22 protein-coding genes are annotated in these 26,257 nt (G+C 40.0%); all 22 read right to left on the bottom strand.

Features of this window, described 5'->3' with window-relative positions:
- Positions 1-278: 278 nt before the first annotated feature.
- Positions 279-1,949 (bottom strand): ribonuclease J, encoded by a 1,671-nt coding sequence (locus EEJ45_RS04945; RefSeq protein WP_124563688.1) that lies wholly within the window; start codon positions 1,947-1,949, stop codon positions 279-281.
- 203 nt (positions 1,950-2,152) lie between these two features.
- Positions 2,153-3,031 carry a 4-hydroxy-tetrahydrodipicolinate synthase gene (gene dapA, locus EEJ45_RS04940; protein ID WP_124563687.1) on the bottom strand — a complete coding sequence of 293 codons (879 nt, stop codon included), beginning with the start codon at positions 3,029-3,031 and terminating at the stop codon, positions 2,153-2,155.
- A complete protein-coding gene (gene dapG / locus EEJ45_RS04935) occupies positions 3,028-4,254 on the bottom strand; it encodes an aspartate kinase (RefSeq protein WP_124563686.1) in 1,227 nt (408 codons plus the stop codon). The genes dapA and dapG overlap by 4 nt, the downstream gene beginning before the upstream one ends.
- A gap of 20 nt (positions 4,255-4,274) precedes the next feature.
- Positions 4,275-5,321 (bottom strand): aspartate-semialdehyde dehydrogenase, encoded by a 1,047-nt coding sequence (gene asd, locus EEJ45_RS04930; protein ID WP_124563685.1) that lies wholly within the window; start codon positions 5,319-5,321, stop codon positions 4,275-4,277.
- 250 nt (positions 5,322-5,571) lie between these two features.
- Positions 5,572-6,174, bottom strand: a complete 603-nt coding sequence (locus EEJ45_RS04925; protein ID WP_124563684.1) for a dipicolinate synthase subunit B — start codon at positions 6,172-6,174, stop codon at positions 5,572-5,574.
- Positions 6,171-7,070, bottom strand: a complete 900-nt coding sequence (dpaA, locus tag EEJ45_RS04920; protein WP_124563683.1) for a dipicolinic acid synthetase subunit A — start codon at positions 7,068-7,070, stop codon at positions 6,171-6,173. The genes EEJ45_RS04925 and dpaA overlap by 4 nt, the downstream gene beginning before the upstream one ends.
- A 145-nt stretch (positions 7,071-7,215) precedes the next feature.
- A complete protein-coding gene (locus EEJ45_RS04915) occupies positions 7,216-7,464 on the bottom strand; it encodes a YlmC/YmxH family sporulation protein (protein WP_124563682.1) in 249 nt (82 codons plus the stop codon).
- A gap of 86 nt (positions 7,465-7,550) precedes the next feature.
- Positions 7,551-8,789, bottom strand: a complete 1,239-nt coding sequence (locus tag EEJ45_RS04910) for a M16 family metallopeptidase (protein WP_124563681.1) — start codon at positions 8,787-8,789, stop codon at positions 7,551-7,553.
- A 133-nt stretch (positions 8,790-8,922) separates the two neighbouring features.
- Positions 8,923-9,846 (bottom strand): polysaccharide deacetylase family protein, encoded by a 924-nt coding sequence (locus tag EEJ45_RS04905; RefSeq protein ID WP_124563680.1) that lies wholly within the window; start codon positions 9,844-9,846, stop codon positions 8,923-8,925.
- Positions 9,847-9,975: 129 nt separating this feature from the next.
- Positions 9,976-12,099, bottom strand: coding sequence for a polyribonucleotide nucleotidyltransferase (pnp, locus tag EEJ45_RS04900; RefSeq protein ID WP_124563679.1), 2,124 nt, complete (start codon positions 12,097-12,099; stop codon positions 9,976-9,978).
- A 248-nt stretch (positions 12,100-12,347) separates the two neighbouring features.
- The gene (gene rpsO / locus EEJ45_RS04895) at positions 12,348-12,617 is read right to left on the bottom strand and encodes a 30S ribosomal protein S15 (RefSeq protein WP_124563678.1); all 270 of its coding nucleotides are present in this window, start codon (positions 12,615-12,617) and stop codon (positions 12,348-12,350) included.
- 108 nt (positions 12,618-12,725) lie between these two features.
- Positions 12,726-13,682 carry a bifunctional riboflavin kinase/FAD synthetase gene (gene ribF, locus EEJ45_RS04890; protein WP_124563677.1) on the bottom strand — a complete coding sequence of 319 codons (957 nt, stop codon included), beginning with the start codon at positions 13,680-13,682 and terminating at the stop codon, positions 12,726-12,728.
- Between the two features lie 390 nt (positions 13,683-14,072).
- Positions 14,073-14,996: a tRNA pseudouridine(55) synthase TruB gene (gene truB / locus EEJ45_RS04885; protein ID WP_124563676.1), complete on the bottom strand. Its 924-nt coding sequence runs from the start codon at positions 14,994-14,996 to the stop codon at positions 14,073-14,075.
- Between the two features lie 51 nt (positions 14,997-15,047).
- Positions 15,048-15,404 carry a 30S ribosome-binding factor RbfA gene (gene rbfA / locus EEJ45_RS04880; RefSeq protein ID WP_124563675.1) on the bottom strand — a complete coding sequence of 119 codons (357 nt, stop codon included), beginning with the start codon at positions 15,402-15,404 and terminating at the stop codon, positions 15,048-15,050.
- Between the two features lie 13 nt (positions 15,405-15,417).
- A complete protein-coding gene (locus EEJ45_RS04875) occupies positions 15,418-15,696 on the bottom strand; it encodes a DUF503 domain-containing protein (RefSeq protein ID WP_124563674.1) in 279 nt (92 codons plus the stop codon).
- Positions 15,693-17,783, bottom strand: a complete 2,091-nt coding sequence (infB, locus tag EEJ45_RS04870; RefSeq protein ID WP_124563673.1) for a translation initiation factor IF-2 — start codon at positions 17,781-17,783, stop codon at positions 15,693-15,695. The genes EEJ45_RS04875 and infB overlap by 4 nt, the downstream gene beginning before the upstream one ends.
- 4 nt (positions 17,784-17,787) lie before the next feature.
- Positions 17,788-18,099, bottom strand: coding sequence for a YlxQ family RNA-binding protein (locus tag EEJ45_RS04865; RefSeq protein ID WP_124563672.1), 312 nt, complete (start codon positions 18,097-18,099; stop codon positions 17,788-17,790).
- The gene (gene rnpM / locus EEJ45_RS04860) at positions 18,096-18,362 is read right to left on the bottom strand and encodes an RNase P modulator RnpM (protein ID WP_124563671.1); all 267 of its coding nucleotides are present in this window, start codon (positions 18,360-18,362) and stop codon (positions 18,096-18,098) included. Before rnpM ends, EEJ45_RS04865 begins: the two co-directional genes overlap by 4 nt.
- 6 nt (positions 18,363-18,368) lie before the next feature.
- Positions 18,369-19,457 carry a transcription termination factor NusA gene (gene nusA / locus EEJ45_RS04855; RefSeq protein ID WP_124563670.1) on the bottom strand — a complete coding sequence of 363 codons (1,089 nt, stop codon included), beginning with the start codon at positions 19,455-19,457 and terminating at the stop codon, positions 18,369-18,371.
- A 15-nt stretch (positions 19,458-19,472) separates the two neighbouring features.
- Complete coding sequence (gene rimP / locus EEJ45_RS04850) at positions 19,473-19,940, bottom strand: ribosome maturation factor RimP (protein ID WP_124563669.1); 468 nt, start codon at positions 19,938-19,940, stop codon at positions 19,473-19,475.
- A 254-nt stretch (positions 19,941-20,194) separates the two neighbouring features.
- Positions 20,195-24,529 (bottom strand): PolC-type DNA polymerase III, encoded by a 4,335-nt coding sequence (locus EEJ45_RS04845; protein ID WP_124563668.1) that lies wholly within the window; start codon positions 24,527-24,529, stop codon positions 20,195-20,197.
- Between the two features lie 15 nt (positions 24,530-24,544).
- Positions 24,545-26,245, bottom strand: a complete 1,701-nt coding sequence (locus EEJ45_RS04840) for a proline--tRNA ligase (protein WP_124563667.1) — start codon at positions 26,243-26,245, stop codon at positions 24,545-24,547.
- Positions 26,246-26,257 lie beyond the last annotated feature (12 nt).

Here is a 26,257-nt window from a genome sequence, read left to right as displayed (position 1 = left end):
ACCGTCTCTCTAGTAACACTAAGCGATACAACCTTATAAATCCAAATAGAAATCTATATTTTTAGATGGAAGACCATAACGAGCAACACCTCGAGCGACAATGAGGCCTATAAAGAATATAGACTGAGCATAAAACTGTATGAATCAGAAGTATCATTGTTTCCTTGTTGTTTTTACTATTCAACTATATCAGCCTATGTATTTTCCACACAACATGTGCCGGGTGCTAAAAACACCCGGCACATGTTGTAAAACTTAACAGCAAGCAATTCATTCACTTACACTTCCATAATGATTGGTAGAATCATCGGGCGACGTTTTGTTTTGTCAAACAAGAATTGACTTAAAGACTCACGAACACTTTGCTTTAGCGTGGACCACTCAACTGAAGATTCACGAATCGCTTTTTCTACGATTTCCTTTACCATCTTTCCAGAATCGTCAATAAGTTTCTCTGATTCCCTTACATATACAAAGCCACGAGAGATAATTTCAGGGCCAGATACAATTGCCTTTGTTTCTTTTTTCAAAGTAACTACAACGACAAGAATACCATCCTGAGACAATAACTTCCGGTCGCGCAAAACAATGTTTCCAACATCTCCAATACCTAGTCCATCAATTAATACATTTCCGGCTGGCACTTTGCCACTTGCTTTAGGCTCCCCGTTACTAAACGAGATAACGTCTCCCTTGTCTACAATAAAAATATCATTTTGATCCATACCGATTTCTTGTGCAAGCTTTGCATGCGCCTTTTGCATTCTAAACTCTCCATGTACTGGAAAGAAGTATTTTGGCTTCATCAAATTTAACATAAGTTTTAACTCTTCTTGGCTACCATGACCGGATACATGCACTTTCTTTTCACCATAGTACACAACATTGGCACCCGCGCGGAATAACAAATCAATTGTTTTAGAAACAGACGTTTCGTTTCCTGGAATTGGTGAAGCAGCTATAATAACTGTGTCACCTTTTCGTATAGCCATCTGTTTATGTGCATTCTTTGCCATACGTGAAAGAGCTGCCATTGGCTCTCCCTGACTTCCTGTTGTCAAAACAGCCACTTGCCGTTCCGGATAGTTGTCAATATCCTGTAAGGAAATCATCATTCCATCAGGAATATGTAAATATCCTAGGTTATGAGCAATATCAACTACCTTCACCATACTGCGGCCTACAACAGCCACTTTACGGCCATGTTCATATGCAGCATCAAATACTTGTTGAATACGATGTACGTTAGATGCAAACGAAGCTACGAGAATACGACCTTCTGCTTTATAAAACTCTTTTGATATTTCAACTCCTACAGCACTCTCAGATCCTGTGTATCCTGGTCTTTCTGCATTTGTACTATCTGATAATAAGCAAAGTACACCTTCGTTACCAAGTTGTGCCATTTTACCAATATCTGCTCCGTACTTATCAACTGGTGTTTGATCAAACTTAAAATCACCCGTGTATACAATTGCCCCTTGAGATGTGTGAAATGCAACTCCGACAGAGTCAGGAATACTATGATTGGTTCTGAAAAATGAAACTGTCGTTGTTCTGAAGTTGACAACTGAATTTGCATCAATTGTTTTTAAGGTAACCTTTCCGAGCAGCCCCGCCTCGCTAAGTTTGGCTTCTACAAGACCTAGTGTAAGCTTAGTTCCGTATACAGGAATATGCAGTTTTCTTAGTACGTATGCAATTCCACCAATATGATCTTCGTGACCGTGCGTTAAAAATAATGCTTTTACTCGTTCTTTATTTGTTTCTAAATATGTAATATCAGGAATGACAATATCAATTCCAAACATTTCTTCTTCCGGAAACATAAGCCCGGCATCCACTATGTAAATATCCGAATCAATTTCCACGCAATACATGTTTTTACCGATTTCCCCTACTCCTCCGAGGGCAAACACTTTTACTAATTCTGTCTCTTTAATTTCCACCTATCCTGCCTCCCAAATTTACTGCACAATCCCGTACTAAGTCACTTAAAATTATTATACCTGATAAAAGAATTAGAATACAAGCTAATTTCTAGTAGCGATATTTATACATAATCAAGTAACCACGCTCTTTTCAAAGAGAAATCTATGTAAAAGAACAATTAAAAGAGGAAAGCCGCCTGTTGGACACGGGCGGCTTTCCTTTATTTTGGAATAGATTGAATAACTTCTTGTAATGTTTGTCTTTCTCCCTCAGATAGAGGTACAAGTGGCAAACGAACAGACCCTACATTCATACCAAGCATTTGCAATGCCGTTTTGACAGGTGTTGGGCTCGGCGCCATAAATACTGCTTTTGTAACACGTAAAACAAGCTGATGCAAGCTTTGCGCTGTTTTCATATCACCGTTTTCATAGGCTTTAATCATTGCCTGCATTTGATTACCAATGATATGAGATGCAACTGAAACTACACCACGCGCGCCGATCGCCAGCGCTGGTAATGTCAAACCATCATCTCCGCTATATACGGCAAAATCGTCTCCTGTTTGCTCTATGACTTCTGTCATTGCCAACACATCACCGCCGGCGTCCTTAAGTGCTACAATGTTTGGAATTTGAGACAAACGCACAATTGTCTCAACAGACATTGTTACTACAGAACGGCCTGGAATGTTATACAGCATAACAGGTAGTTTGGTTGCGTTCGCAATCTCTTTAAAATGCTGATATAACCCTTCTTGACTAGGTTTATTGTAATATGGTGCAACCAGCATAATTGCATCTACACCCGCTTCTTCCGCAAGTACCGTCAATTCAATTGATGCACGAGTATTATTGCTACCTGTTCCTGCTACAACCGGAACTCTCCCGTCTACAACCTCAACTACATGGCGAAACAAGGCCACTTTTTCTTGTGTTGTCAACGTAGGTGACTCACCAGTCGTTCCGCATACAACTAAAGAAGTTGTACCGTTCTCAATTAAATAATTAACCAACTGTGTTGTTTTGACAAAATCGATGTTTTCTTTGTTGTCAAAAGGTGTAATCATTGCTGTTGCAATTGTGCCGAAATCAATCATAATTTCACCTCTTTAGATAATTCAAATGCACTGTGTAGCGCGTTTACTGCGTTTACCAAGTCACTTTCTTTTACGAGCATCCAAATCGTCGTATGACTGTCCGCAGATTGCAGAATTTGAATACCAGCTTCTGAAAGAGCTGTAACAATACGTGACGTTACACCAGGAACACCGGTCATGCCAGCTCCTACGATAGACACCTTAGCGCAGTGTCTTGTAACAATTGGTTCATAGCCTATTTCACCTAATACCTCAATTGCTCGATCCGCTACATCGTCACTTACAGTGTAAGCTACACCTGTCGGCGAAATATTAATTAAGTCGACGCTAATTTTTTCTTTTGCCATCTCCTTAAATACTTGAGCTTGCAAATCATATGGCGCATCCTTTGCCATTACTTTAATTTGCGTAACATTGGATACATGCGCGATACCAGTTACGGGACGTTCTTGTACATCTTGCCCTTGTACTGCTCCTTCATAAGCAGTCACGAGTGTACCAGTTCCTTCTGAGTAAGTAGACCTTACACGTAAAGGTACTTTAGCATGCATAGCAATTTCTACTGCCCTTGGATGAATAACCTTTGCTCCTTGATATGCCATATTACAAATTTCATTATACGTAACAATATCAAGTGGTCTTGCATCTTTTACAATACGTGGATCAGCAGTCATAATACCTTCGACATCTGTGAAGATGTCAATGTATGCTGCATTCAGTGCAACCCCAAGAGCAGCTGCGGAGGTATCACTACCGCCGCGGCCAAGCGTTGTAGTGTCACCGTCTTTTGTTCTTCCTTGAAATCCAGCTACCACAACTACATCATAGTCTTCTAATTCTTGTAATACACGCTCACACTTCATTTCAATGATTTTCGCATTTGTAAAATCATTATTTGTTATGAAGCCTGCCTGTGCACCAGTCAGTGCTGTCGCATCTACTCCAAGTTCATTTAACATGTTTGAAAATACAACAGCAGAAATAAGTTCTCCGCAAGATAATAATAAGTCTTTTTCACGTTTTGAAAGATGCGCCTGTTTATCTCCTACTAAACTAAGAAGCGTATCTGTAGCATACGGCTCACCTTTACGGCCCATAGCTGAAACAACCACTACCACTTTATATCCATCTTGTAATGCCTGTGAGATGTGCTTAAAAGCATGCTGTCTACCTTTCTCATCTCGTACAGACGTACCACCAAATTTTTGTACAATGATTTTCATATTTGCACCCTCTTTAGAAGTTACACTAACCCTAGTTTAATCAATCTTTCAGCGATTTGTACAGAGTTCCACGCTGCACCCTTTAACAAGTTATCAGACACAATCCAGAGATGAAACCCTTTGTCATTATTTAAATCTTTACGAATTCGACCTACAAATACTTCATTTTGTCCTGCTGCATAAAATGGCATCGGGTACAATTGTTCAGCTGGATTATCCTGTACAATAATGCCTTCTGCCTCAGAAAGCAACACACGAATTTCTTCGGCTGTTACACCCTCTTTTTCTACTTCAATATAAACAGATTCAGAATGTCCTGTCACAACCGGTAGACGCACACAAGTGGCAGCTACCTCGAGTTCTGGCATATGCATAATTTTTTTCGTTTCATTGATCATTTTCATTTCTTCGTACGTAAAGCCGTTTTCAGTAAATACATCGATTTGCGGAATGGCATTGAATGCAATTTGATAGTGCTTTTCGCCACTTTTTACTGGCAACATCTTTGGCTCTACTGGCTGACCTTCAAGTACTGTCTTTGTTTGTACATGAAGCTCTTCGATCGCTGATGCTCCTGCTCCTGAAACAGCTTGGTATGTGGAAGCAATAACTTTTTTTAAGCCATAAGCCTGGCGAATCGGCTCTAATGCTACAACCATTTGAATAGTAGAGCAATTTGGATTAGCAATAATTCCTTTGTGAGCCAGCAAATCTTGCTCATTTACCTCTGGAACAACTAGTGGAACATCTGTTTCCATTCGGAATGCACTCGTATTATCTACAACGATTGCGCCACGCGCAGCTGCTTCAGGAGCCAATACTTTAGAAACTGAGCCTCCTGCGCTAAACAATGCGATATCCACACCTTCAAAACTTTCAGGTGTAGCTTCTTGTACGGTTACATTCTCATTTTTGAATACCACTGTTGTTCCAGCCGAACGTTTTGAAGATAATAACGACAATTTACTGATTGGAAAATTTCTATTTTCCAATGTATTTAAAATTTGTTGTCCAACTGCACCTGTCGCTCCGACTACAGCGACATGAAAAGATTGTTTCTTTTCCATCACTATGCCCCTCTCTCACAATGTACTTATAAAAAAGACGGGGCACTGTCCCCCATCTCCGCCATATAAATTCATTTTACCTTCCCTATCCAAACGGATGTAATAAGTATAACGAGAGCTTGACACTCTATCCCATCTAGAAAGAAGGCTTTCATGATTTCATTTCTTTGATCTGAATTTATATAGAAACATAATAACACATTGTTGCACGGGATTGAGTATTTTATAAAAAATAGTTCTAGCTTTCCTATTATTCATTCATATATTTGTATTTTTCCACAATAACGGGCTGCAGCTGTTTTCCTTCCAATGCTGATGCCACTGTATCACGAAGCAATTCCATTCGCGCTACCATGGAACTCGGCTTCTTTTCAGGTGCGTCTTGACCAAACGGAACAAAATACATATTACGGGAAGCCATTAATCTCATTAAATTTACACCATTTAGTCCTAACGCATCATTTGTGGAAATCGCTAAAATAACTGGCTTCCAATTTCGAAGTGTAGCTTTAGCGGCCATTAATACTGGGGAATCTGTTTGCGCATTTGCTAGTTTACTCATCGAACTTCCTGTAAGCGGTGCAATTACCATGCAATCAAGTGGAATTGTGGGGCCAAGTGGCTCAGCTTTCACGATGCTATCAATGACTGAAAATCCTGTGATTTCTTCTATTTTTTTAATCCAATCCTGCCCATCTCCAAAGCGGGTATTGGTTGTTTGAAGTGTGTAGGATACTACCGGACGCACCTCAGCTCCCTCGTCAACTAACTGCTGCAAGAAGGGCATTACCTCTGCATATGTGCAATGTGAACCAGTTAAACCAAATCCAATACGTTTTCCCTTTAAACTCATCTTGCATTCTCCTTTCTTGCTTTGTTCTCAATCAATAATGATGTGAGTACATTTGCCAAAATTTGCCCAGCTGTTTTAGGTGCTACAATGCCTGGCAGCCCTGGTGCTAAAAAGGCCTTCACACCTCTTTTTTCTGCATATCGAAAATCTGTCCCGCCCGGCTTTGACGCTAAATCAATAATTAAGGTGTGTGCCGGCATTTTAGCAATTACATTCGCCGAAACAATTGGATGAGGGATTGTGTTAATTACAATATCTACATCTTGGACTTGTTGCTCTAAATCTTTCAAGTGAAACGGTGTGAAGGTCATTTCCGTAATGCGCGCCAAATGCTCTGAACGCCTTGCGCCAACTCGTACATGCGCACCTAATGCTTGAAAAGATCTAGCTACACTCATACCAGTTCTACCAAAGCCTAAAACCATTACCTTAGAACCATGGATGGTATAGTCAGTATGCTGAATCACCATCATTAACGTACCTTCAACCGTGGGAATTGAATTGTAGATTGCAACATCATCACGTTCGAAAAGCTTTACTAAATTACGACTGCACGTTGCGGTAATTTCATTTAAATACGCATTACTAATACCCGAATACACCGTAAAGTGCGGTGGCGTTTGTTCAATTTGTTCTTTTGTAAGTACAACTTTTTTATTTGAAAAAATAGTATCTACTTTTCCTTCTGAATCTGTACCCGCTACAGGTAATATAACAGCATCTAAAGACGCAAAATCCAATTCTTCGATCTGTCCTTTGGTCGCTCCTGTAAACCCGTGATCCAGTTGATCAAACCCGATTAAAGAAAGTTTTGCATCCAGCTCGATTAATTTCCGAATCACTTCAAGCTGTCTTGCATCTCCTCCAATCACAGCTATATGCATGTCAGTTAACATCCCCGTATTCACCTTCTTTTGTTTGTATTCTAACGCCTATCTTTCACAGAACATCATATGTATTGTACAAGGACTGAGTGATTATCCCTCAGTAGTTTATATAAGAAAAGAAAAAACCGTGCATCAATTGCACGGTTCTTTTTAGCTATTCATCATCATGATGAGAAAGATCAAAAATAATCATATCCTGACCTACTTTTTTAATTCGTTTCCACGACACCCGGACTTCTTGCTGCGATCGTTTGAAAGCACTCCATTTACCAGTAGGAATAATTAGGTTATGAATACGACCATCGTTCTCATCAATTTCCAAATCTGCATGACCAAGAACTCCCATCCGTTCTGCCCGCTCTAAATCTACAATCTCTTTTCCACTTAATTCACTTAAGCGCATGCTCATCCCCCCTACTCACTTGTATGTAAATCTATGCCCAAAAAGAACTTTATCCTAAAAGATAAAAAGCCGCACTTAGGCGACTTTTATTGTAATCCGCGTGGTAATTCTCCGGTTGGACTAATAAGTGAGACAGCAAACTCATTTGTGAATGTTTGATGAATTAATGCATCCACTTCGTCTTTGCTTACTTTGTTGATACTTTCAATCATTTCATCAAGAGAACGATGAATACCAAGAAGCATTTCATTTTTTCCGTTTCGACTCATGCGACTGTTTGTGCTTTCTAAACTTAACATTAAACTACCTTTGAGCTGCTCTTTGCTGTTGGCAAGCTCTTTTTCTGTAATACCTTCTTGCTTTAGTTGCGCAAGCGCCTGCTGAATGGTTTCATATAAAGTATCCAGTTGTTGACTACCTGTACCTGCATAGATTGTCATCATACCTGTATCTTCATAAGAAGAGTGATAGGAAAACACAGAATATGCAAGACCGCGCTGCTCACGGACCTCTTGGAACAATCGGCTACTCATACTACCGCCTAATATATTATTTAACACAATTAAACTGTATACCTTATCATCTCCGACAGGTAATCCCTTGTACCCTAAGCAAAGATGCGCCTGCTCTGTTTCTTTTTTACGTGCAACCTTATTGGTATGAAATACAGGATTATGTACTTGTTCACGCTTTGTCTTTCCCTCATAACTTCCAAAATATTGTTCTGCTGTTTTCATAAAAGCTTCACTAACATTACCAGCAATGGAGATTACAACATTTTCAGGTGTATACCGCTCTTGCATATATTGACGCAATGTGTCACCAGTAAAGGTAGCGAGAGTACTCTCTGTTCCCAAAATCGGATAGCCAAGCGGATGTGTTTCATATACTGCCTTTGTCAACATGTCGTGCACGATATCATCCGGTGTATCCTCGTACATTTTAATTTCTTCATAAACAACATTTTTTTCTTTGGTTAGCTCTTCATCCACAAATGTAGAATTAAAGAACATATCAGCTAGAACTTCCAATGCATATTCTGCATGCTCATCGAGCACTTTTGCATAATAGCATGTATATTCCTTTGATGTAAATGCGTTTACTTGTCCACCAATGCTATCAAAAGATTCAGCAATCTCACGAGCTGACCTTGTTTTTGTTCCTTTAAAGAACATATGCTCTAAAAAATGTGAAATGCCATTATTACTAGCATTTTCATGACGTGAGCCCGTATGAATCCATACCCCGATTGCAACAGAGCGAACAGTCGGGATTTGTTCAAATACGATTCTTACTCCATTTTTGCATGTTTGTTTGGTAATCAAAAGCCATCCTCCTATTGCAAGTCATTCTATGTCACATACAATATGTGCTTCTCAATCATAACAATTTCAACAACACATGTCATGCAAATCATCATATACAGAATGACTTGTTTTATATTCTATTTGTTCTACTTTAATCAATTCTTTTTTCATCCAATAAATCTGATACAGTACCGAGCCTATAACCTTCTTTTTTTAGTAGCGTAATAAGAGTATCTAAAGACTGTGCTGTTGATGAAGTTGGATGCATTAGTACAATTGCACCATTATGTGCTTTTCTCGTTACTCGTCCAATTAAAACAGAAGGTGCAGGTCGTTGCCAATCAATGGTGTCTACAGTCCACATAATGGTACCTAATTGCAATTCATCAGCAATTTTTACCACCTCATCTCGATAGCTTCCACTTGGTGGCGCAAACCATTTTACTTTTTTTCCGGTTGTAACTGCAATCATATCATTAGTTTTACTCAGTTGTTCGCGAATGGCTGCTGCTGATAATGTCTTCATATCAGGATGTGTATAGGAATGATTGCCAACTTCTTGTCCTGCTTCTGCAATCATTTTTGCGAAAGAAGGGTTTTCCTTTACCCAGCGTCCCTCCAAGAAAAAAGTTGCGAATACATTATGTTTTTTTAATGTTTCTAACATAACAGGCAGATATTCATTTCCCCATGCTACATTAATGGTTAGAGCAATCATTTTTTTATCCGGATGGCCACGATATACAGGAGCAGGAGGTAAATCTTGTAGATGTATACTTGGTGCTATTTCCTTGTATACAAGTCTTTCTGAATTAAATTGTTGCTGTTTTTTCATGTTGAGATACGATGCTTCTATATCTACTTCTAGGCCATTATAGCCAGGTATGGCCTTCCAAATTTTATCCACAACTGCGTTTTGCGGTGCTTTTCTATACTGAGTTGCTTTACTCTTAATTTCTTCATATAAACCTTCTGTTGCAGCAGCTACTCTAAACAATTCACTGTATTGCGTATATGTATTTTGTATGATTAGTAAAAGCAAACTCACGATAGTAAAACTAGCGATGCGGTTCATATAACTCCTCCTTATCAAACAGTATGTACAAATGTTTATTTTCAGAACATGCATAACTTACCCTTTATGATGATGTTTCATTACTTGATATAAGGAGTTATAAAAAAAAAGAGACGGGAAACCGTCTCTTTATTGCTGCACTTCTTTTTCTGCTTGCTCTTTCTGTTCTTTTAATAATACTTTACGAGATAAGTTTACACGGCCTTGCTTATCAATCTCGATAACTTTAACCATGATTTCATCACCAATTTTAACCACATCTTCTACTTTTGGAATACGCTCTTCCGCCAGTTCAGATATATGAACAAGACCATCTTTTCCACTGAACAATTCCACAAAAGCACCAAATTTCTCAATACGCTTTACTTTGCCGAGATATACTTGTCCAACTTCTACTTCGCGTACGATATCTTCAATGATTTTCTTAGCTTTTTGATTCATTTCTTGATTAATAGAAGAAATAAATACTGTGCCGTCTTGTTCAATATCAATCTTAACGCCGGTTTCTTCAATGATTTTATTAATTTGTTTACCACTTGGTCCGATTACGTCACGAATCTTGTCCGGATTAATTGTCATTGTTAAAATTTTTGGTGCATATGGTGACAATTCAGCACGTGGTTCATTTATAACAGACAGCATATGCTGAAGAATTTGCATTCTACCTACTTTAGCTTGTTGTAAAGCTTCTTCCAAAATTTCTCGAGAAAGTCCCTCAATTTTAATATCCATTTGAAGTGCAGTAACACCTTTTGCTGTGCCCGCTACTTTGAAATCCATATCACCAAGATGGTCTTCCATACCCTGAATATCTGTTAGAACTGTATAATGCTCGCCGGATTTTACAAGTCCCATTGCAATACCAGCTACAGGTGCCTTGATTGGTACACCCGCATCCATCATCGCAAGTGTGCTTGCACAAATACTCGCTTGTGAAGTGGAACCATTAGACTCCAATACCTCTGATACTAAGCGAACAGTATAAGGGAAATCTTTTTCAGATGGAATTACAGGCTCCAACGCTCTTTCTCCAAGAGCGCCATGCCCAATTTCACGACGACCCGGTCCTCGCATCGGACCTGTTTCACCTACGCTAAACAATGGGAAGTTGTAGTGATGCATAAATCTCTTGGACTCCTCAATCCCAAGACCATCCAAGATTTGTACATCGCCTAGTGCCCCCAGCGTACAAATACTAAGCGCTTGTGTTTGTCCACGCGTGAACAAACCAGAGCCATGCGTGCGAGGCATAAGTCCCACTTCGGATGCAAGCGGACGAATTTCATCAATGCGGCGACCGTCCGGACGAATTTTTTCAACAGTGATTAAGCGACGTACTTCTTCTTTCACCATCATGTATAAAATTTCATTAACTTGTCCCATTACTGTAGCATCCGACTCCAGTGCTTCATAATGCGCTATCACACGCTCTTTTACAGCACTAATTGCTTCTTCACGAGCATGCTTTTCATGCACTTGAATAGCACTCTTCATGTCTACTTCAGCCATTTCACGAATTTCTTTTTCAAGCTCACGATCTACTTCATATAAAGAGATTTCACGCTTTTCTTTCCCAATTGCTTGGACAATCTCTTCTTGGAATGCAATTAAACGTTTAATCTCTTCATGACCGAACATAATTGCCTCGAGCATCACTTCTTCAGGTACTTCCTGTGCACCAGCTTCAACCATGTTAATCGCATCTTTCGTTCCTGCTACAACAAGGTTAATATCGCTTTGCTCTGTTTGTGCTACCGTTGGGTTAATAATAAATTGTCCATCAATTCTTCCTACTACTACACCTGCAATTGGACCTTCAAATGGAATGTCAGATACACAAAGCGCTAAGGAAGACCCAAACATAGCTGCCATTTCAGAAGAACAATCCTGATCTACACTCATTACGATACTTACTACTTGTACTTCATTTCGGAAGCCATCTGCGAATAAAGGACGAATTGGTCGGTCAATTAAACGACTAGCCAAAATTGCTTTTTCGCTTGGTCGTCCTTCGCGTTTAATAAAGCCACCTGGAATTTTTCCAACTGCATATAGACGCTCTTCATAGTTTACTGTTAATGGAAAAAAACCTACATTTTTTGCTTCTTTAGAAGCTGTGGCAGTAGAAAGTACAGCTGTATCTCCATAGCGAATTAACACAGCACCACTTGCTTGTTTTGCTAGTTGTCCTGTTTCAACGACTAACTTTCGTCCTGCCCAATCTATAGAGAAGACTTGCTTTTCTTGAGTCATTTAAGTACCCCTCTCATTCCTAAATATAAAAATTCTATGTAAATGGTATCATGCAAAGCAGTATACATATGACTATTCGTTTTGTATAAAGCCTTCCCTGCTTATAATACAAAAAACGATAAACTGTTTATAAAAATTGCATAATAAATGTCATTCTTTATGTAGTATCTCCGAAACTGCAAGAACCTATAATAAATGACTATATATTTTTACCTAACAAAAAAGCGGGAATCATCCCGCTTTTTTGACTATCGACGTAAGCCAAGCTTGTTAATTAATTCACGGTAACGCGTGATGTCCTTATTACGAAGATAAGTAAGTAAGTTACGACGCTTACCAACCATTTTCAAAAGACCGCGGCGTGAATGGTGATCTTTCTTGTGAGTACGCAAGTGATCATTCAAAGTGTTAATTTGCTCAGTTAGGACAGCGATTTGAACCTCTGGAGAACCAGTGTCCGTATCATGTGTTTTGTATTGAGCAATGATTTCGTTTTTACGCTCTTGTGTTAAAGCCATCCTGTTCACCTCCTAATATCAATCCCCAATTTCCTAGCATGCGTTGGTGAATCGACATGCCAAGTAAATGGTTCAATTAAAGTACGTAAATTAGAATACTACAGTTTTTTATAAAAAGCAAGTCTGACCTTGCCCATCATGAAAATATTGTTGTGCCTGCTCTTTATCACGTTGGATTTGTGCTACCAGTTCTGTGACTCCATTAAACTTTTGTTCCGCTCTAATACGACGATGCCATTCGATTACGACTTGTTCACCGTAAATTTCGGCTGCAAAATCAAACATATGCACTTCAACAGACAACTTGCGCTCCTCGTTAAAAGTTGGTTTATACCCTACATTGCATACACCGTCGTACCATCTATCATGTATGCCCAATTTTACTGCATATACACCAGTAGCCGGTAAAATATAATCCTTGATCTCTACATTAGCAGTGGGAAAGCCAATTTGTCTTCCCCGCTTATCGCCGTGCACAACGGTCCCGGTTACAGTATAGCGTCTCCCAAGTACAGGTTCTATGTCTTCCATACGTCCTTCTCGAATCATACCCCTTAACAATGTAGAGCTTACTTTTTGCTCCTGCAGGGCAACCTTTTCCACAACTGTGTGTGTAAATTCACCTCTCGAATGAAACGGCAGGGTTTCCATCGTACCTTTCCCTAACCGGCCGTACGTGAAGTCAAAGCCTGCTACCGCATGCTTAACATGTAAACCAATAATATAGTCATCCACAAATTGCTGCGGCAAGAGTGCCGCAAATTCCTTACTAAACTCCACCACATATAAAACATCAATACCCATAGCTGCCAAGAGACGTGCTTTTTCTTGCAATGGTGTAATATATTCCACATGCGATGTAGCCTTTCTAAGAACCACTGACGGATGCGGGTGAAAAGTCATTACCGCACTTTTCAGTTTTCGCTCTCTTGCCAAGTTCTTTGCAGTGTGAATAACCTTTTGATGGCCGAGATGAACACCATCAAAATATCCTAAAGCCATAACAACCGGCTCTGCTTCATCTCTATTTACTTGATGAGGATGCGTTAAATGAATGAGTTTCACGCTCAAGTCCACCTTCTTACAACTAACTTTTATTATAAAACACGTATAAGCCTTACTAACGTAACTACAACGACAAAATGAACGCGCCAGAACTACTAACCTTGCTAGATGTTTACTTCTCGCAGGTTCTCATTGCAACTGCATATCAATCGTTCTTCTTTGTCATCTCAAGAATGTTATCTTTTCTACTTATAGCTATATAAGTTTACATAGTTTTTTCGACATAGAAACAGAAAGAAAATCACAGCGCTAGAACGTCTCGCTATGTGTATATGTTCTTACTTGATACGCGTATCTCTTAGGCCCTGACCACAACCATACATTGCCCGTTCTTCTTTCCCACCCAAAAAGAATGTCGGTTTTTCTAGTTGTACTTATATACTTGTTTTATTATAGCTTTAATTCTTGATTATTCACAAGAACTTTTGTCGGCTTTAATAGGCTTACTTTAGTGGGATGCGGCTCGTAAATAGCTAAGCACTGGTTATTCTTATTAAATATCATAATGTATTTATCCATAAAAATGCTTGGTCTCGGCAAAAAACCACCGTTTTTTACCTTCTCGGCTGTTTCTTCATCTACAACCAATTTTGAAAATGTAGCTAACGCCTCATCAATAGATTGTAACATCCCTTGCATCTTACCCTGTCTTACCTCTTCTTCTACTTGCTCCAATGTCACACATTGCTCTAACGTAAACTTACCAGATGCAGTACGTATGAGATCAGACATATGTGCTGGATAACCCAGCTTTTCGCCTATCATAACCGCAAGCGTGCGTACATACGTACCTTTGCTGCAAGTCACTTGAAAACGAAAAGAAATAGACGTTCCTTCGAACACATCACGGTCATCTAATAAATTAAAAGAATGAATAGTAATGGTGCGTACTGGACGTTCAACTTCAATACCTTGTCTTGCATATTCATATAGTTTTTTTCCATTTACTTTTACCGCTGAAAACATCGGGGGCATTTGTTTAATTGTTCCTGTCATCTCCTGCAATACCGCCTGAATCTCTGAGCGTGTAATTACGCGGTCTACATTCCTTTGTTCTACCATTTCTCCAGATGAATCTTCAGTTGTAGTCGACCAACCAATTGTTACTTCACCCTCGTATGTTTTTACTTCGCTCGTTAAAAACTGTGCAATTTTTGTTGCTCTTCCAATACAAATTGGTAGCACACCTGTCACATCCGGATCAAGTGTACCTGTGTGACCAATGCGCTTTTCTTTTAACAGTTTTCGCAGCTTAAAGACACAATCGTGAGATGTCATTCCTTTGGGTTTGTTTAAAAGTAATACACCTTCCATACCTTCACCTCATGTTCACGATAGAAAAAATGGATAGACAATGTCTATCCATCATTCTTCGTGCTTTTCATCTTTGTTAATTTCATGCAACAGCGTTTCAATTCTATGACCGTAATCGATGGACTCATCAAATTCAAACGTAATTTCAGGGGTTTTACGCAAACGAATTCGTTGTCCTATTTCTGAGCGAATAAAGCCCTTGGCTTTCGCTAACCCCTTTAATGTATTTTGTCTTTGTTCATCATCACCAAGTACGGAAATGTATACTTTCGCAAGTTGCAGGTCTCCGCTGACTTGCACATCTGTTACTGTTACAAATCCAACACGGGGATCTTTAATCTTGCGACTAATAATCTCACCGAGCTCTTTTTTCATTTGCTCACCCACACGATTTGCACGCAACTTCATAAAATCACCTCATTCAGTACCATTCCCACATCGTTACTGTACGCTCTATTTCTGGAAATGAATCAATAAGTGTGAGCGCTCGTTGTATTTCACGCTCACATACAATCCGTTCTTCTGCCACCGCAACGATGGTTATTTCAGTTCTTTGCCACGCATCTTGATAATTTGTTTCAGCAACAGAGACATTGTACCGTTGCCGAAGCCGCATTATAATACGTTGCAATACAGCACGCTTATCTTTTAAAGAAGCGGCATCATAAATCATGCATTCACAGATGAGTGCACCAATCACTTGCGCTCAATTTCCTCCATGACATAGGCTTCAATAATGTCGCCTTCTTTAATATCGTTAAATTTCTCAACCGTTATACCACACTCATAGTTTTGTGCTACTTCTTTTACGTCATCTTTAAAACGCTTCAATGTATCCAACTTGCCTTCAAACACGACAATGCCATCACGAATTACACGAACACTGCTGTCGCGCGTAATTTTCCCGTCAATAACGTAAGAACCGGCAATTGTACCAACTTTAGAAACTTTGAATACTTGTCGTACTTCCGCTTGACCGATGATTTTCTCCTCAAATTCAGGATCTAGCATACCTTTCATTGCGGATTCAATTTCTTCAATTACATTATAAATAATACGGTGTAGTCGAATATCAACATTTTCTGCTTCTGCCGTACGTTTTGCATTCACATCAGGGCGAACATTAAAACCAATTACAATTGCATTGGAAGCAGAAGCTAGGATAATATCAGATTCTGTAATAGCACCAGCGCCTGTATGAATAATTTTTACTTTAACGCCTTCCACTTCAATCTTCTGTAAAGAAGCAGCCAATGCTTCTACAGAACCTTGTACGTCAGCTTTTACAATCAAGTTAATTTCTTTCACATCACCTTGCTGAATTTGTTGGAACAAATCTTCAAGGCTCAGTTTCGCTTTATCACCACGTTGTTCAACAATCATTCGTTGCGCTCTCGTTTCACCAACTTGACGTGCACGTTTTTCATCGGCGAAAATCATAAAACGATCGCCTGCTTGCGGAACATCATTTAAACCTGTAATCTCAACTGGTGTGGAAGGACCAGCCTCTTTCACACGACGACCTTGATCATTCACCATAGCACGTACGCGACCGTAAGCTGTACCTACAACGATTGGATCACCGATGCGCATTGTTCCGTTTTGGACAAGAAGTGTCGCAACAGGTCCTTTTCCTTTATCCAGTTGCGCCTCGATTACCGTACCTAATGCAAGGCGATTTTCATTTGCTTTATACTCTTCTACCTCACTTACAAGCAAAATCATTTCAAGTAAGTTATCGATTCCCTCACCTGTTAACGCAGAGATTGGCACAAAAATTGTATCTCCGCCCCAAGCTTCAGAAACCAATCCATATTCAGTCAATTCCTGCATCACACGGTCAGGATTTGCTGTCGGCTTATCCATTTTGTTTACCGCTACGATGATTGGAACTTCTGCCGCTTTGGCGTGGTTAATTGCTTCTACTGTCTGCGGCATTACACCATCATCCGCCGCAACAACAAGAATTGTAATATCTGTAACCTGTGCACCGCGAGCGCGCATTGTTGTAAACGCAGCGTGACCTGGTGTATCAAGGAACGTAATTTTCTTATCGTTTACTTCGACTTGGTACGCACCAATATGTTGTGTAATACCACCTGCTTCTCCTGCAGTTACCTTAGAATTTCGAATGGAATCCAAAAGTGTTGTTTTACCATGGTCAACGTGCCCCATAATCGTTACAACAGGAGGACGTTCAGTCAAATGCTCTTCTTCATCACTTTCATCAATAAACGTTTCAAAATCCGTTTCGTCCATAACAACTTCTTCTTCAACCTCTATGCCATACTCCGCGGCAATGAGTTCAATTGTGTCTTTATCCAGGCTTTGGTTAATCGTAGCCATAATACCAAGTAAGAACAATTTTTTAATAATTTCAGAAGGCTCTTTGCCAAGTTGCTTTGCTAATTCACTTACTGTAAGAGAGCCTGAAAAGACAACCTTATCAGTTGTTTCAGTTGCAGGACGTGCACTCTTTTTCGCAGCAGCAAAACGATCCTGACGCGTATCCGTCTTTTTGCCTTGGTCTTTTTTCTTTTTCTTATTACTGTTCTTTTTGCTGTTGCGCACAACATTTTCCTTGTTTGCTTCTTCATCAAATTCTTCTACGATAGAACGCTTAGCTGTGCCTGCATTATAATCGTTATTTAATTTTTCAACTACTTCGTCATCTAACATTGTCATATGATTGGAAACCTCTATGTTCATTTCTTTTAGTTTTGTAATAACATCCTTGCTAGATATGTTATGTTGTTTTGCATATTCGTGTACTCGAATTTTACTCATACCTTCACCCCCGATAAGTTGTATCGAGCATGCTTTGCAGCTTCTTTGCAAAGCCTTCATCTAGTACAGCTACAACCACCCGTTCATCTCTCCCGATTGCATGCCCTAATTGTTGTCGGGTTTCGACTGTTCTGAGCGGGATTTTATAGTAGTTCGCTTTATCCTTGATGCGTTTTGCCGTATTGTTTGATGCATCTTCAGCCAGCAAAACCAGCTTTGCTCTGCCGCCTCTAATCTCTTTTAATACAAGCTCTTCGCCCGATATAATCTTTCGCGCGCGATTTGCCAATCCCAAAAACGTACTCCAGTTGCTCATGGCTGCTCCACAAGCGCAAGCAATTCCTCATACACAGAACTATCAATTTTTGTTTTTAACTGATGCTCTAAGATGTTTTTTTTCTGCGCCAGTAAAATTGCTTCTTTATTACGAGATAAATAAGCACCTCTTCCGGATTTTTTCCCCGTTAAATCTATAGATACTTCGCCCTCTTTGGAACGAACAATGCGCACTAGCTCACGTTTTGGCTTCATTTCTTGTGTAGCTACACATTTTCTTAAGGGAACTTTACGATTGTTCACTTCGTATCACTCCTCAAACGCATCTGCTTCAAATTGGTATGATTCTTCTAAGATGCCAGCCTTTTTTGCGTCAGACTCGCTTTTAATGTCAATTTTCCAACCTGTCAGCTTAGCTGCCAAACGCGCATTTTGTCCTCTTTTTCCAATCGCCAAAGACAGTTGATGATCCGGCACAATAACTGTTGTAGCTTTATCATCTTCATTTACTAATACCTTTATCACTTGTGAAGGACTAAGTGCGTTTGCTACGTATTCTACAGGGTCGTTAGACCAACGAACAATATCAATTTTTTCACCTTTTAGTTCGTTGACGATGCTTTGAACACGCTGTCCTTTTGGTCCAACACAGGAGCCAACTGGATCTACATCCGGATTCTCTGAGTATACGGAAATTTTGGAGCGGTCTCCAGCTTCACGTGCTACAGAGCGAATTTCTACTGTTCCGTCATAAATTTCAGGAACCTCTAGCTCGAACAAGCGCTTTAATAAGCCAGGATGCGTGCGAGACACGAAAATTTGTGGACCTTTTGTTGTTTTTTCTACTTTTGTCAAAAATACACGGATGCGATCATGCGGTTTATACTGTTCGTTTGGCATCTGCTCACCAATTGGCAACAATGCTTCCACTTTTCCCAGGCTGACATAAATAAAGCGCGCATCTTGACGCTGTACAATACCGACCATAATGTCTTCTTCGCGGTCAATAAATTCGGAATAAATAACACCGCGCTCAGCTTCGCGCACACGTTGCGTTACAACTTGTTTAGCTGTTTGTGCAGCGATACGTCCAAAGTCCTTTGGTGTTACTTCAAGCTCAACAACATCGCCCTCTTGATAATTTGGATGAATTAAACGTGCTTCTTCTTCTGAAATTTCAAGGCGCGGATCAAATACACTCTCAACTACATCTTTTCTTGCAAAAACTTTAATAGATCCTACTTCCGGATTGAAACTTACACGCACATTTTGTGCTTGGTTGAAGTTGCGTTTATATGCAGAAATTAATGCTGCCTCAATTGCTTCAATAATAATATCTTTGCTGATGCCCTTTTCTTTTTCTAATACGAGCAAAGCATCCAACAGTTCAGTGCTCATTAAGATCCCCCTCTTTTAAAACGTAACTGCAAGTCTGGCGCTTGCAACCTTTTCCATTGGAATTTGAATTTCTTTTTTTCTTGTTTTTATAATCATGGCTAATGTAACGGTTGTACCGTCATAAGAAAGTAGCTTTCCTTCAAACTGCTTTTCTCCGTCAATTGGCGCATATGTCTTAATAGCTATTTGTTTCCCTATCGCCTTTTGAAAATCCTGCTCTTTTTTCAGCGGGCGTTCCGCTCCTGGTGAAGAAACATCAAGGAAATATAAATCCGGAATCGGATCTGCGGCATCGAGCGCCTCGCTTAAACGTTCGCTGACAGTTGCGCATTCCTCAATGTCCACACCCGCTTCTGAGTCAATGAACACGCGTAAAAACCAGTCTTTTCCTTCTTTGACGTATTCTACATCCACAAGCTCTAAGTTTAATTCCGCAATAATCGGTTTTGCCAGCTCTTCCACGATTTCTGTAACTTTGCTCATGAGCTGCCTCCTTCCTAACTGTACGATAACAAAAGCCCCTGCATGAAAGCAGGGTGATTTGCCTTAGTATTACCAAAATCAGTAACACTTATAGTCAATTATGTATAGCAAGCAACAGCTTCCTTATACGAAAAATCAGGCGATAATAACACGAAAGAGCGGGTTTCCCCACTCTTTCCGTAATAATATGCACGACCTGAATTACCCGTTTATTACTATAGCATACTTGGCTATATTTTGCAAAGCGTTTTGATTTAGAACAAGGAAAGTTGATTTTGATCTGGTAAGGATTCTAAGCACCCGAGAGTATCTAAGTAACTGATGATGGTTTTAGATACTTTTGCTCGTTGCTGCAGGTCTTCTTTAGAAAGAAATTCACCTTGTTCACGTGCATTTACAATATTAATTGCCGCGTTCGTTCCCAATCCATCAATTGCATTAAACGGCGGTATTAACGACATACCATCGATGATAAAATCTGTTGCGCTAGAGCGATATAAATCCACCTTACTAAAGGAGAAGCCGCGCTCGCACATTTCAAGTGCCATCTCAAGTACTGTCAACAAGCTCTTCTCTTTTGGCGACGCATCCAAACCTTTTTGTAAAATCTCATCAATATTAGCACGAATCGCTGCCGATCCCTTTGTCATTGCCTCTACATCAAAATCATCTGCACGAACCGTAAAGTACGCTGCGTAGTACAACAGCGGGAAATGCACTTTAAAATAAGCGATGCGCACAGCCATTAATACATACGCAGCTGCGTGCGCCTTGGGAAACATGTACTTAATTTTCTTACAAGAATCAATATACCATTCTGGTACATTGTTCTTTCTCATTTCTTCTTCCCACTCTGGTGGTACGCCTTTTCCTTTACGAACCGATTCCATAATTTTAAAGGCTAAAGAAGGTTCAAGCCCTTGATAAATTAAGTAGACCATAATATCGTCACGACATCCAATTACCTCACTTAGTGTACATGTACCGCTATAAATGAGCTCATTAGCGTTTCCAAGCCATACATCTGTTCCGTGAGAAAGACCTGAAATTTGAACAAGCTCTGAGAATGTAGTTGGCTTCGTTTCTTCTAGCATTTGTCTTACGAATTTCGTTCCAAACTCTGGAATACCGAGTGTTCCAGTTTTACAGTTAATTTGCTCTTCTGTTACCCCTAAAGAATCTGTACCTGAGAAAATTTTCATAACCTCAGGATCGTCAGTTGGAATGGTTTTCGGATCAATGCCGCTTAGGTCCTGCAGCATTCGAATTACTGTTGGATCGTCATGTCCGAGAATATCAAGCTTCAGCAAGTTATCATGAATAGAATGAAAATCAAAATGTGTTGTTTTCCACTCTGCTGACGTATCATCTGCTGGAAACTGAATAGGAGTAAAATCAAATACATCCATGTAATCTGGGACTACAATAATCCCACCTGGATGCTGACCTGTCGTTCGCTTTACGCCGGTGCATCCCATTGCCAAACGCTCCACTTCCGCACCACGCATCGTTAAATTATGATCAGAAGCATATCCCTTTACATAACCAAATGCCGTTTTATCCGCGACAGTACCAATGGTACCTGCTCGGTACACATTATCCTCACCAAACAGCACTTTTGTATAATTGTGCGCACGCGGCTGATATTCTCCGGAGAAATTTAAATCAATATCGGGTACCTTATCTCCTTTAAAACCAAGGAACGTTTCAAATGGGATATCATGTCCGTCTTTTTTATAACGTGTACCGCAGTTCGGGCAGTCTTTATCTGGTAAATCAAATCCGGAACCAACCGAACCATCATTAAAGAAATGAGAATGTTTACAACTTGGACAAATATAGTGTGGTGGCAATGGATTTACCTCGGTAATCTCCATCATAGTTGCTACAAAAGAAGAACCAACTGAACCTCGCGAACCAACAAGATAACCATCATCCAGCGATTTCTTTACAAGCTTATGAGAAATCAAATAAATAACTGCAAATCCATGTCCAATAATACTCTTTAACTCTTTTTCTAGACGCGCTTCTACGATTTCCGGCAAATTATCACCGTATATACTGCGTGCACGCCTGTAACTCATATCACGGGTTTCTTCATCTGCACCTTCAATGCGCGGTGTATACAGATCGTCCTTAATTGGCTTTACATCACCAATCATGGCCGCTACTTTTTGTGTATTTGTTACAACAATTTCCTTCGCAACATCTTCTCCCAAAAATGCAAATTCATCTAGCATTTCATCCGTAGTCCGGAAGTGAACAGAAGGAAGGTTATGTCTGTTAAGTGGATTTGCTCCCCCCTGCGAGCTGATAAGAATCTTACGATAAATTGCATCTTCAGGATCTAAGTAATGAACATTGCCAGTTGCAACAACTGGCTTTTCTAGTGTTTTCCCAAGATTTACAAGGTTGGTCAGTATGGTTTTAAGCTGACCTTCATTTTGCACGAGTTCCAACTCAATCAGATGCTTTAATACAGAAGGCGGCATAACTTCAATATAATCGTAAAATTGGATGAGTTCTTCCGCTTCTTCTGGTCCTTTCTGCATCATTGCTTCAAATACCTCACCTTTGTCACATGCCGTGCCCACAAGAATACCACTTCTATATTTTTTTAACACTGAGCGAGGAATACGTGGGACGCGGTAATGATATTGCACATGAGATAACGAAACAAGCCTATATAAATTTTTTAAACCTTCATCAGATGTTGCTAAAAGCGTGACATGACTCGGCCTACCTCTCTTATAAGAGTCGCCTTGCCCCATGCTATCGTTGAGCTGATCATGATGTGTATACCCTTTGGCAATTACCTCTTTTAGCATCTTTGCAAGTAAATATCCGGTTGCTTCTGCATCATAAATGGCACGGTGATGCTGGACAAGTTCAATATCAAACTTTTTACAAAGCGTATTTAAGCGATGGTTTTTTAACTCTGGTAATAAAAAACGAGCCAATTCCAATGTATCAATAACGGGATTAATGCTCTTTGGCATACCGTACTTTTTAAAGCCTGTATTTAAAAAGCCCATATCAAAGGATGCATTGTGGGCTACAAGCGTACAATCACCCATCCATTCTGCAAACTCTCTTAGAACTACATCTACATCCGGGGCATCACGAACCATATCATCCGTAATACCCGTCAACTCAATTGTTGTAGCAGATAATGGATGATGCGGATTGGCAAAGCGTTCAAATCGATCTATAATTTCACCATTATGAATTTTTACTGCTGCAAGTTCAATAATGGTATCGTACACTGCCGATAATCCAGTTGTCTCTACGTCAAATACGACATATGTTTCGTCTGCAAGCGAACGATGTGCTTCGTTGTAAGCAATGGGAACACCATCATTGACAAGATTGGCTTCTACACCATATATGACTTTAATGTCATTTTTTTTACCTGCGTTGTACGCTTCCGGAAATGATTGCACAACTGCATGATCCGTAATGGCAATAGCTTCGTGTCCCCATTTTTTCGCTTGTGCCACTAGCTTAGATACTGGCGTTACTGCATCCATTTGGCTCATAGGGGTATGCAAATGGAGCTCAACGCGCTTTTCTCCTTCAGGAGCGCGATCTACACGTACAGGCCCTTTTATTTCATTCACATCGTTTGCCATCATAATTAAATCTCGAACAAACGTGTCATCTTGGAACGATCCACGCACTTTGACCCACATACCTTTTTTGATTTTTTGGAATGCAGGGAGATCTTCTTTGTCACGTGAAAACATTTTGACCATAATTGAATCTGTATAATCGGTAACTTTGAAGGTCAGAAGTGTTCGACCACTACGCAGTTCTTTTGTTTCCACGTGGAACACGTAGCCTTGAATTGTTTTTCGTTTTTCTTCCTCACGTATATCTCGGAGCAGTGTAATTTCTTCATCCGGTTTAATTAAGTACCCTATAACAAGCGGTTGATCATCAATTACAACATCTTCTTTCTTTGCAATTTCCTCCATTGCTTGTAGCACTTTTTCACGATCTTCCTGCTGTGTCTGCTCACGAAACTTTTGAATTTCAGCTTCGTTTCCAACTACCTTTGTATCTACTGTAAATTGAGGAAAACCAAAGCGTTCATATTGCTCACCAATTGATCTCGCCATATTCTTTTTAACTGTCGCCGCTTCGAGATCATTGTTCACTTGAAGCTGCAATTTAATGCCATTTACTTGTGGCAGCTGATTTTTCAAATATGCAAACATAGGAGAAAATGGAATCTTCCTTGTACAAAGTGGCCAATATGATTGCACATCCTGCTCTGTAAATTGCTTTGTGGAAGTTTGAATAGAAAAGGACACATTGGCAATATGAGAGAATGTTTTCTCTAATTGACTTTCAAATAGTTGGTATACATTAGCAGGCAACACACGCGGTAACATCAGCCTGAAAAACCAGCTCTTTGTCCGCTTATCTACAATCAGCTTTTCAATTCTGCCTTCACGAAAATATTGTGTAACAAACTCTTCAGGTAAGCCGAGTTGCTGCAGCAAAATCATAAACCGCTCTTGTTGCTCTTTCGTCAGTGCTGTCACATCGCTCCTCCTCTCTACAAAAAGTAAAGTAAGGCACATTTGTACCTTACTTGTCTATTTTATAATATTTTTGATATAGGTGGAAAGTTCTTCGATTGCCATCTCTTGTGACTCATTTGTTTGGCGAACCTTTACCTCTACAATGCCTTCCTCTGCTTTTTTACCTACTGTAATGCGAATTGGGAATCCAAATAAATCAGCATCGGCAAACTTTACACCCGCACGCTCTTGACGATCATCCAATAGTACGTCATAACCTTCTGCTAGTAATGCTTCGTAAATCTTCTCTGCTTTTTCACGTTGTGTATCCACTTTCACATTAACAGGAATCACATGTACAGTGAACGGTGCAACAGCTGCAGGCCATTTTAAACCATATTCGTCATTATGTTGCTCAGCAATTGCTGCAACTGTACGCGACACACCGATTCCATAGCAACCCATAATCATAGATTGTGTTTTACCATTTTCGTCGAGATACGTTGCACCCATTGCTTCACTATAGCGTTTACCAAGTTTAAACACATGACCAACTTCAATACCCTGTGCAAATTTAATAACACCTTGTCCGTCTGGGGATAGGTCCCCTTCTTGAATGAAGCGAAGATCTGCAAACTGCGCTACCTTATAATCAATGTCAATATTAACATTGATGTAATGATAACCTTCTTCATTCGCACCACAACATCCATTAACAATAGCACCAACTGCATGATCCGCAATAATCTCCAAGTCTGCTGGCGCTCCAATTGGTCCAAGTGAACCAACTGTACAGTTCATAAGCTTCTGTACTTCCTCCGCACTTGCAAGTTCAACCATAGAAGCACCGTATAAGTTTTTCACTTTGATATCATTTACTTCATGATCCCCGCGCACAAGAACCATAACAAATTTGTCATCTACTTTAAAGATCATGGACTTAAAACATTTTGTAGGATCAAGCTGTAAAAACTTCGATACATCAGCAATTGATTTTTGATTTGGTGTTTCTACTTTTCTGGCAGCCTGTACAACTTCTGTGCTTTTTTCATATGTAGCGACCACTGGTGCCATTTCAATATTTGCAGCATAAGAAGATGTATCAGAGTACGCAATTGTATCTTCGCCAATATCCGATAGCACCATAAATTCATGCGTATCTTTTCCGCCCATTGCACCGGAATCTGCGATAACGGCGCGGAAATTCAAGCCGCAGCGACTAAAGATATTTGTATATGCTTGAAAGAGACGATCGTATACTTCATCTAAGCTTTCCTGCGATGCATGAAAGGAATACGCATCCTTCATTAAAAACTCGCGACCACGTAGCAAACCAAAACGAGGTCTTTTTTCGTCACGAAACTTTGTTTGAATTTGATATAAAGTCAGCGGCAAGCGCTTGTAGGATTTAACCTCATCACGAACAAGTGCTGTAATCACCTCTTCGTGTGTGGCACCAAGAGCAAAATCACGCTCATGTCTGTCTTTCATACGCATCAGTTCCGGACCGTAAGAATACCAACGACCGGATTCTTCCCATAATTCTGCTGGTTGAAGGGCTGGCATTAAAAGCTCCATTGCGCCAGCGCGCTCCATTTCTTCGCGGATAATTTTCTCCACATTATGCAATACCTTTAAACCAAGAGGTAAGAAGCTATAAATACCAGACGCATTTTGACGCATAAACCCTGCTCGCAATAACAACTGGTGGCTTTTCACCTCGGCGTCAGCCGGCACTTCGCGAAGCGTCGGGCTGAAGATCATACTTTGTCTCATTATATTCGCACC

Source organism: Ectobacillus antri (assembly GCF_003852715.1).
GTDB classification, from domain to species: domain Bacteria; phylum Bacillota; class Bacilli; order Bacillales; family Bacillaceae_G; genus Ectobacillus; species Ectobacillus antri.
Note: the sequence above shows the minus strand (reverse complement) of the source record. Positions and strands in the feature narration are given on the sequence as shown.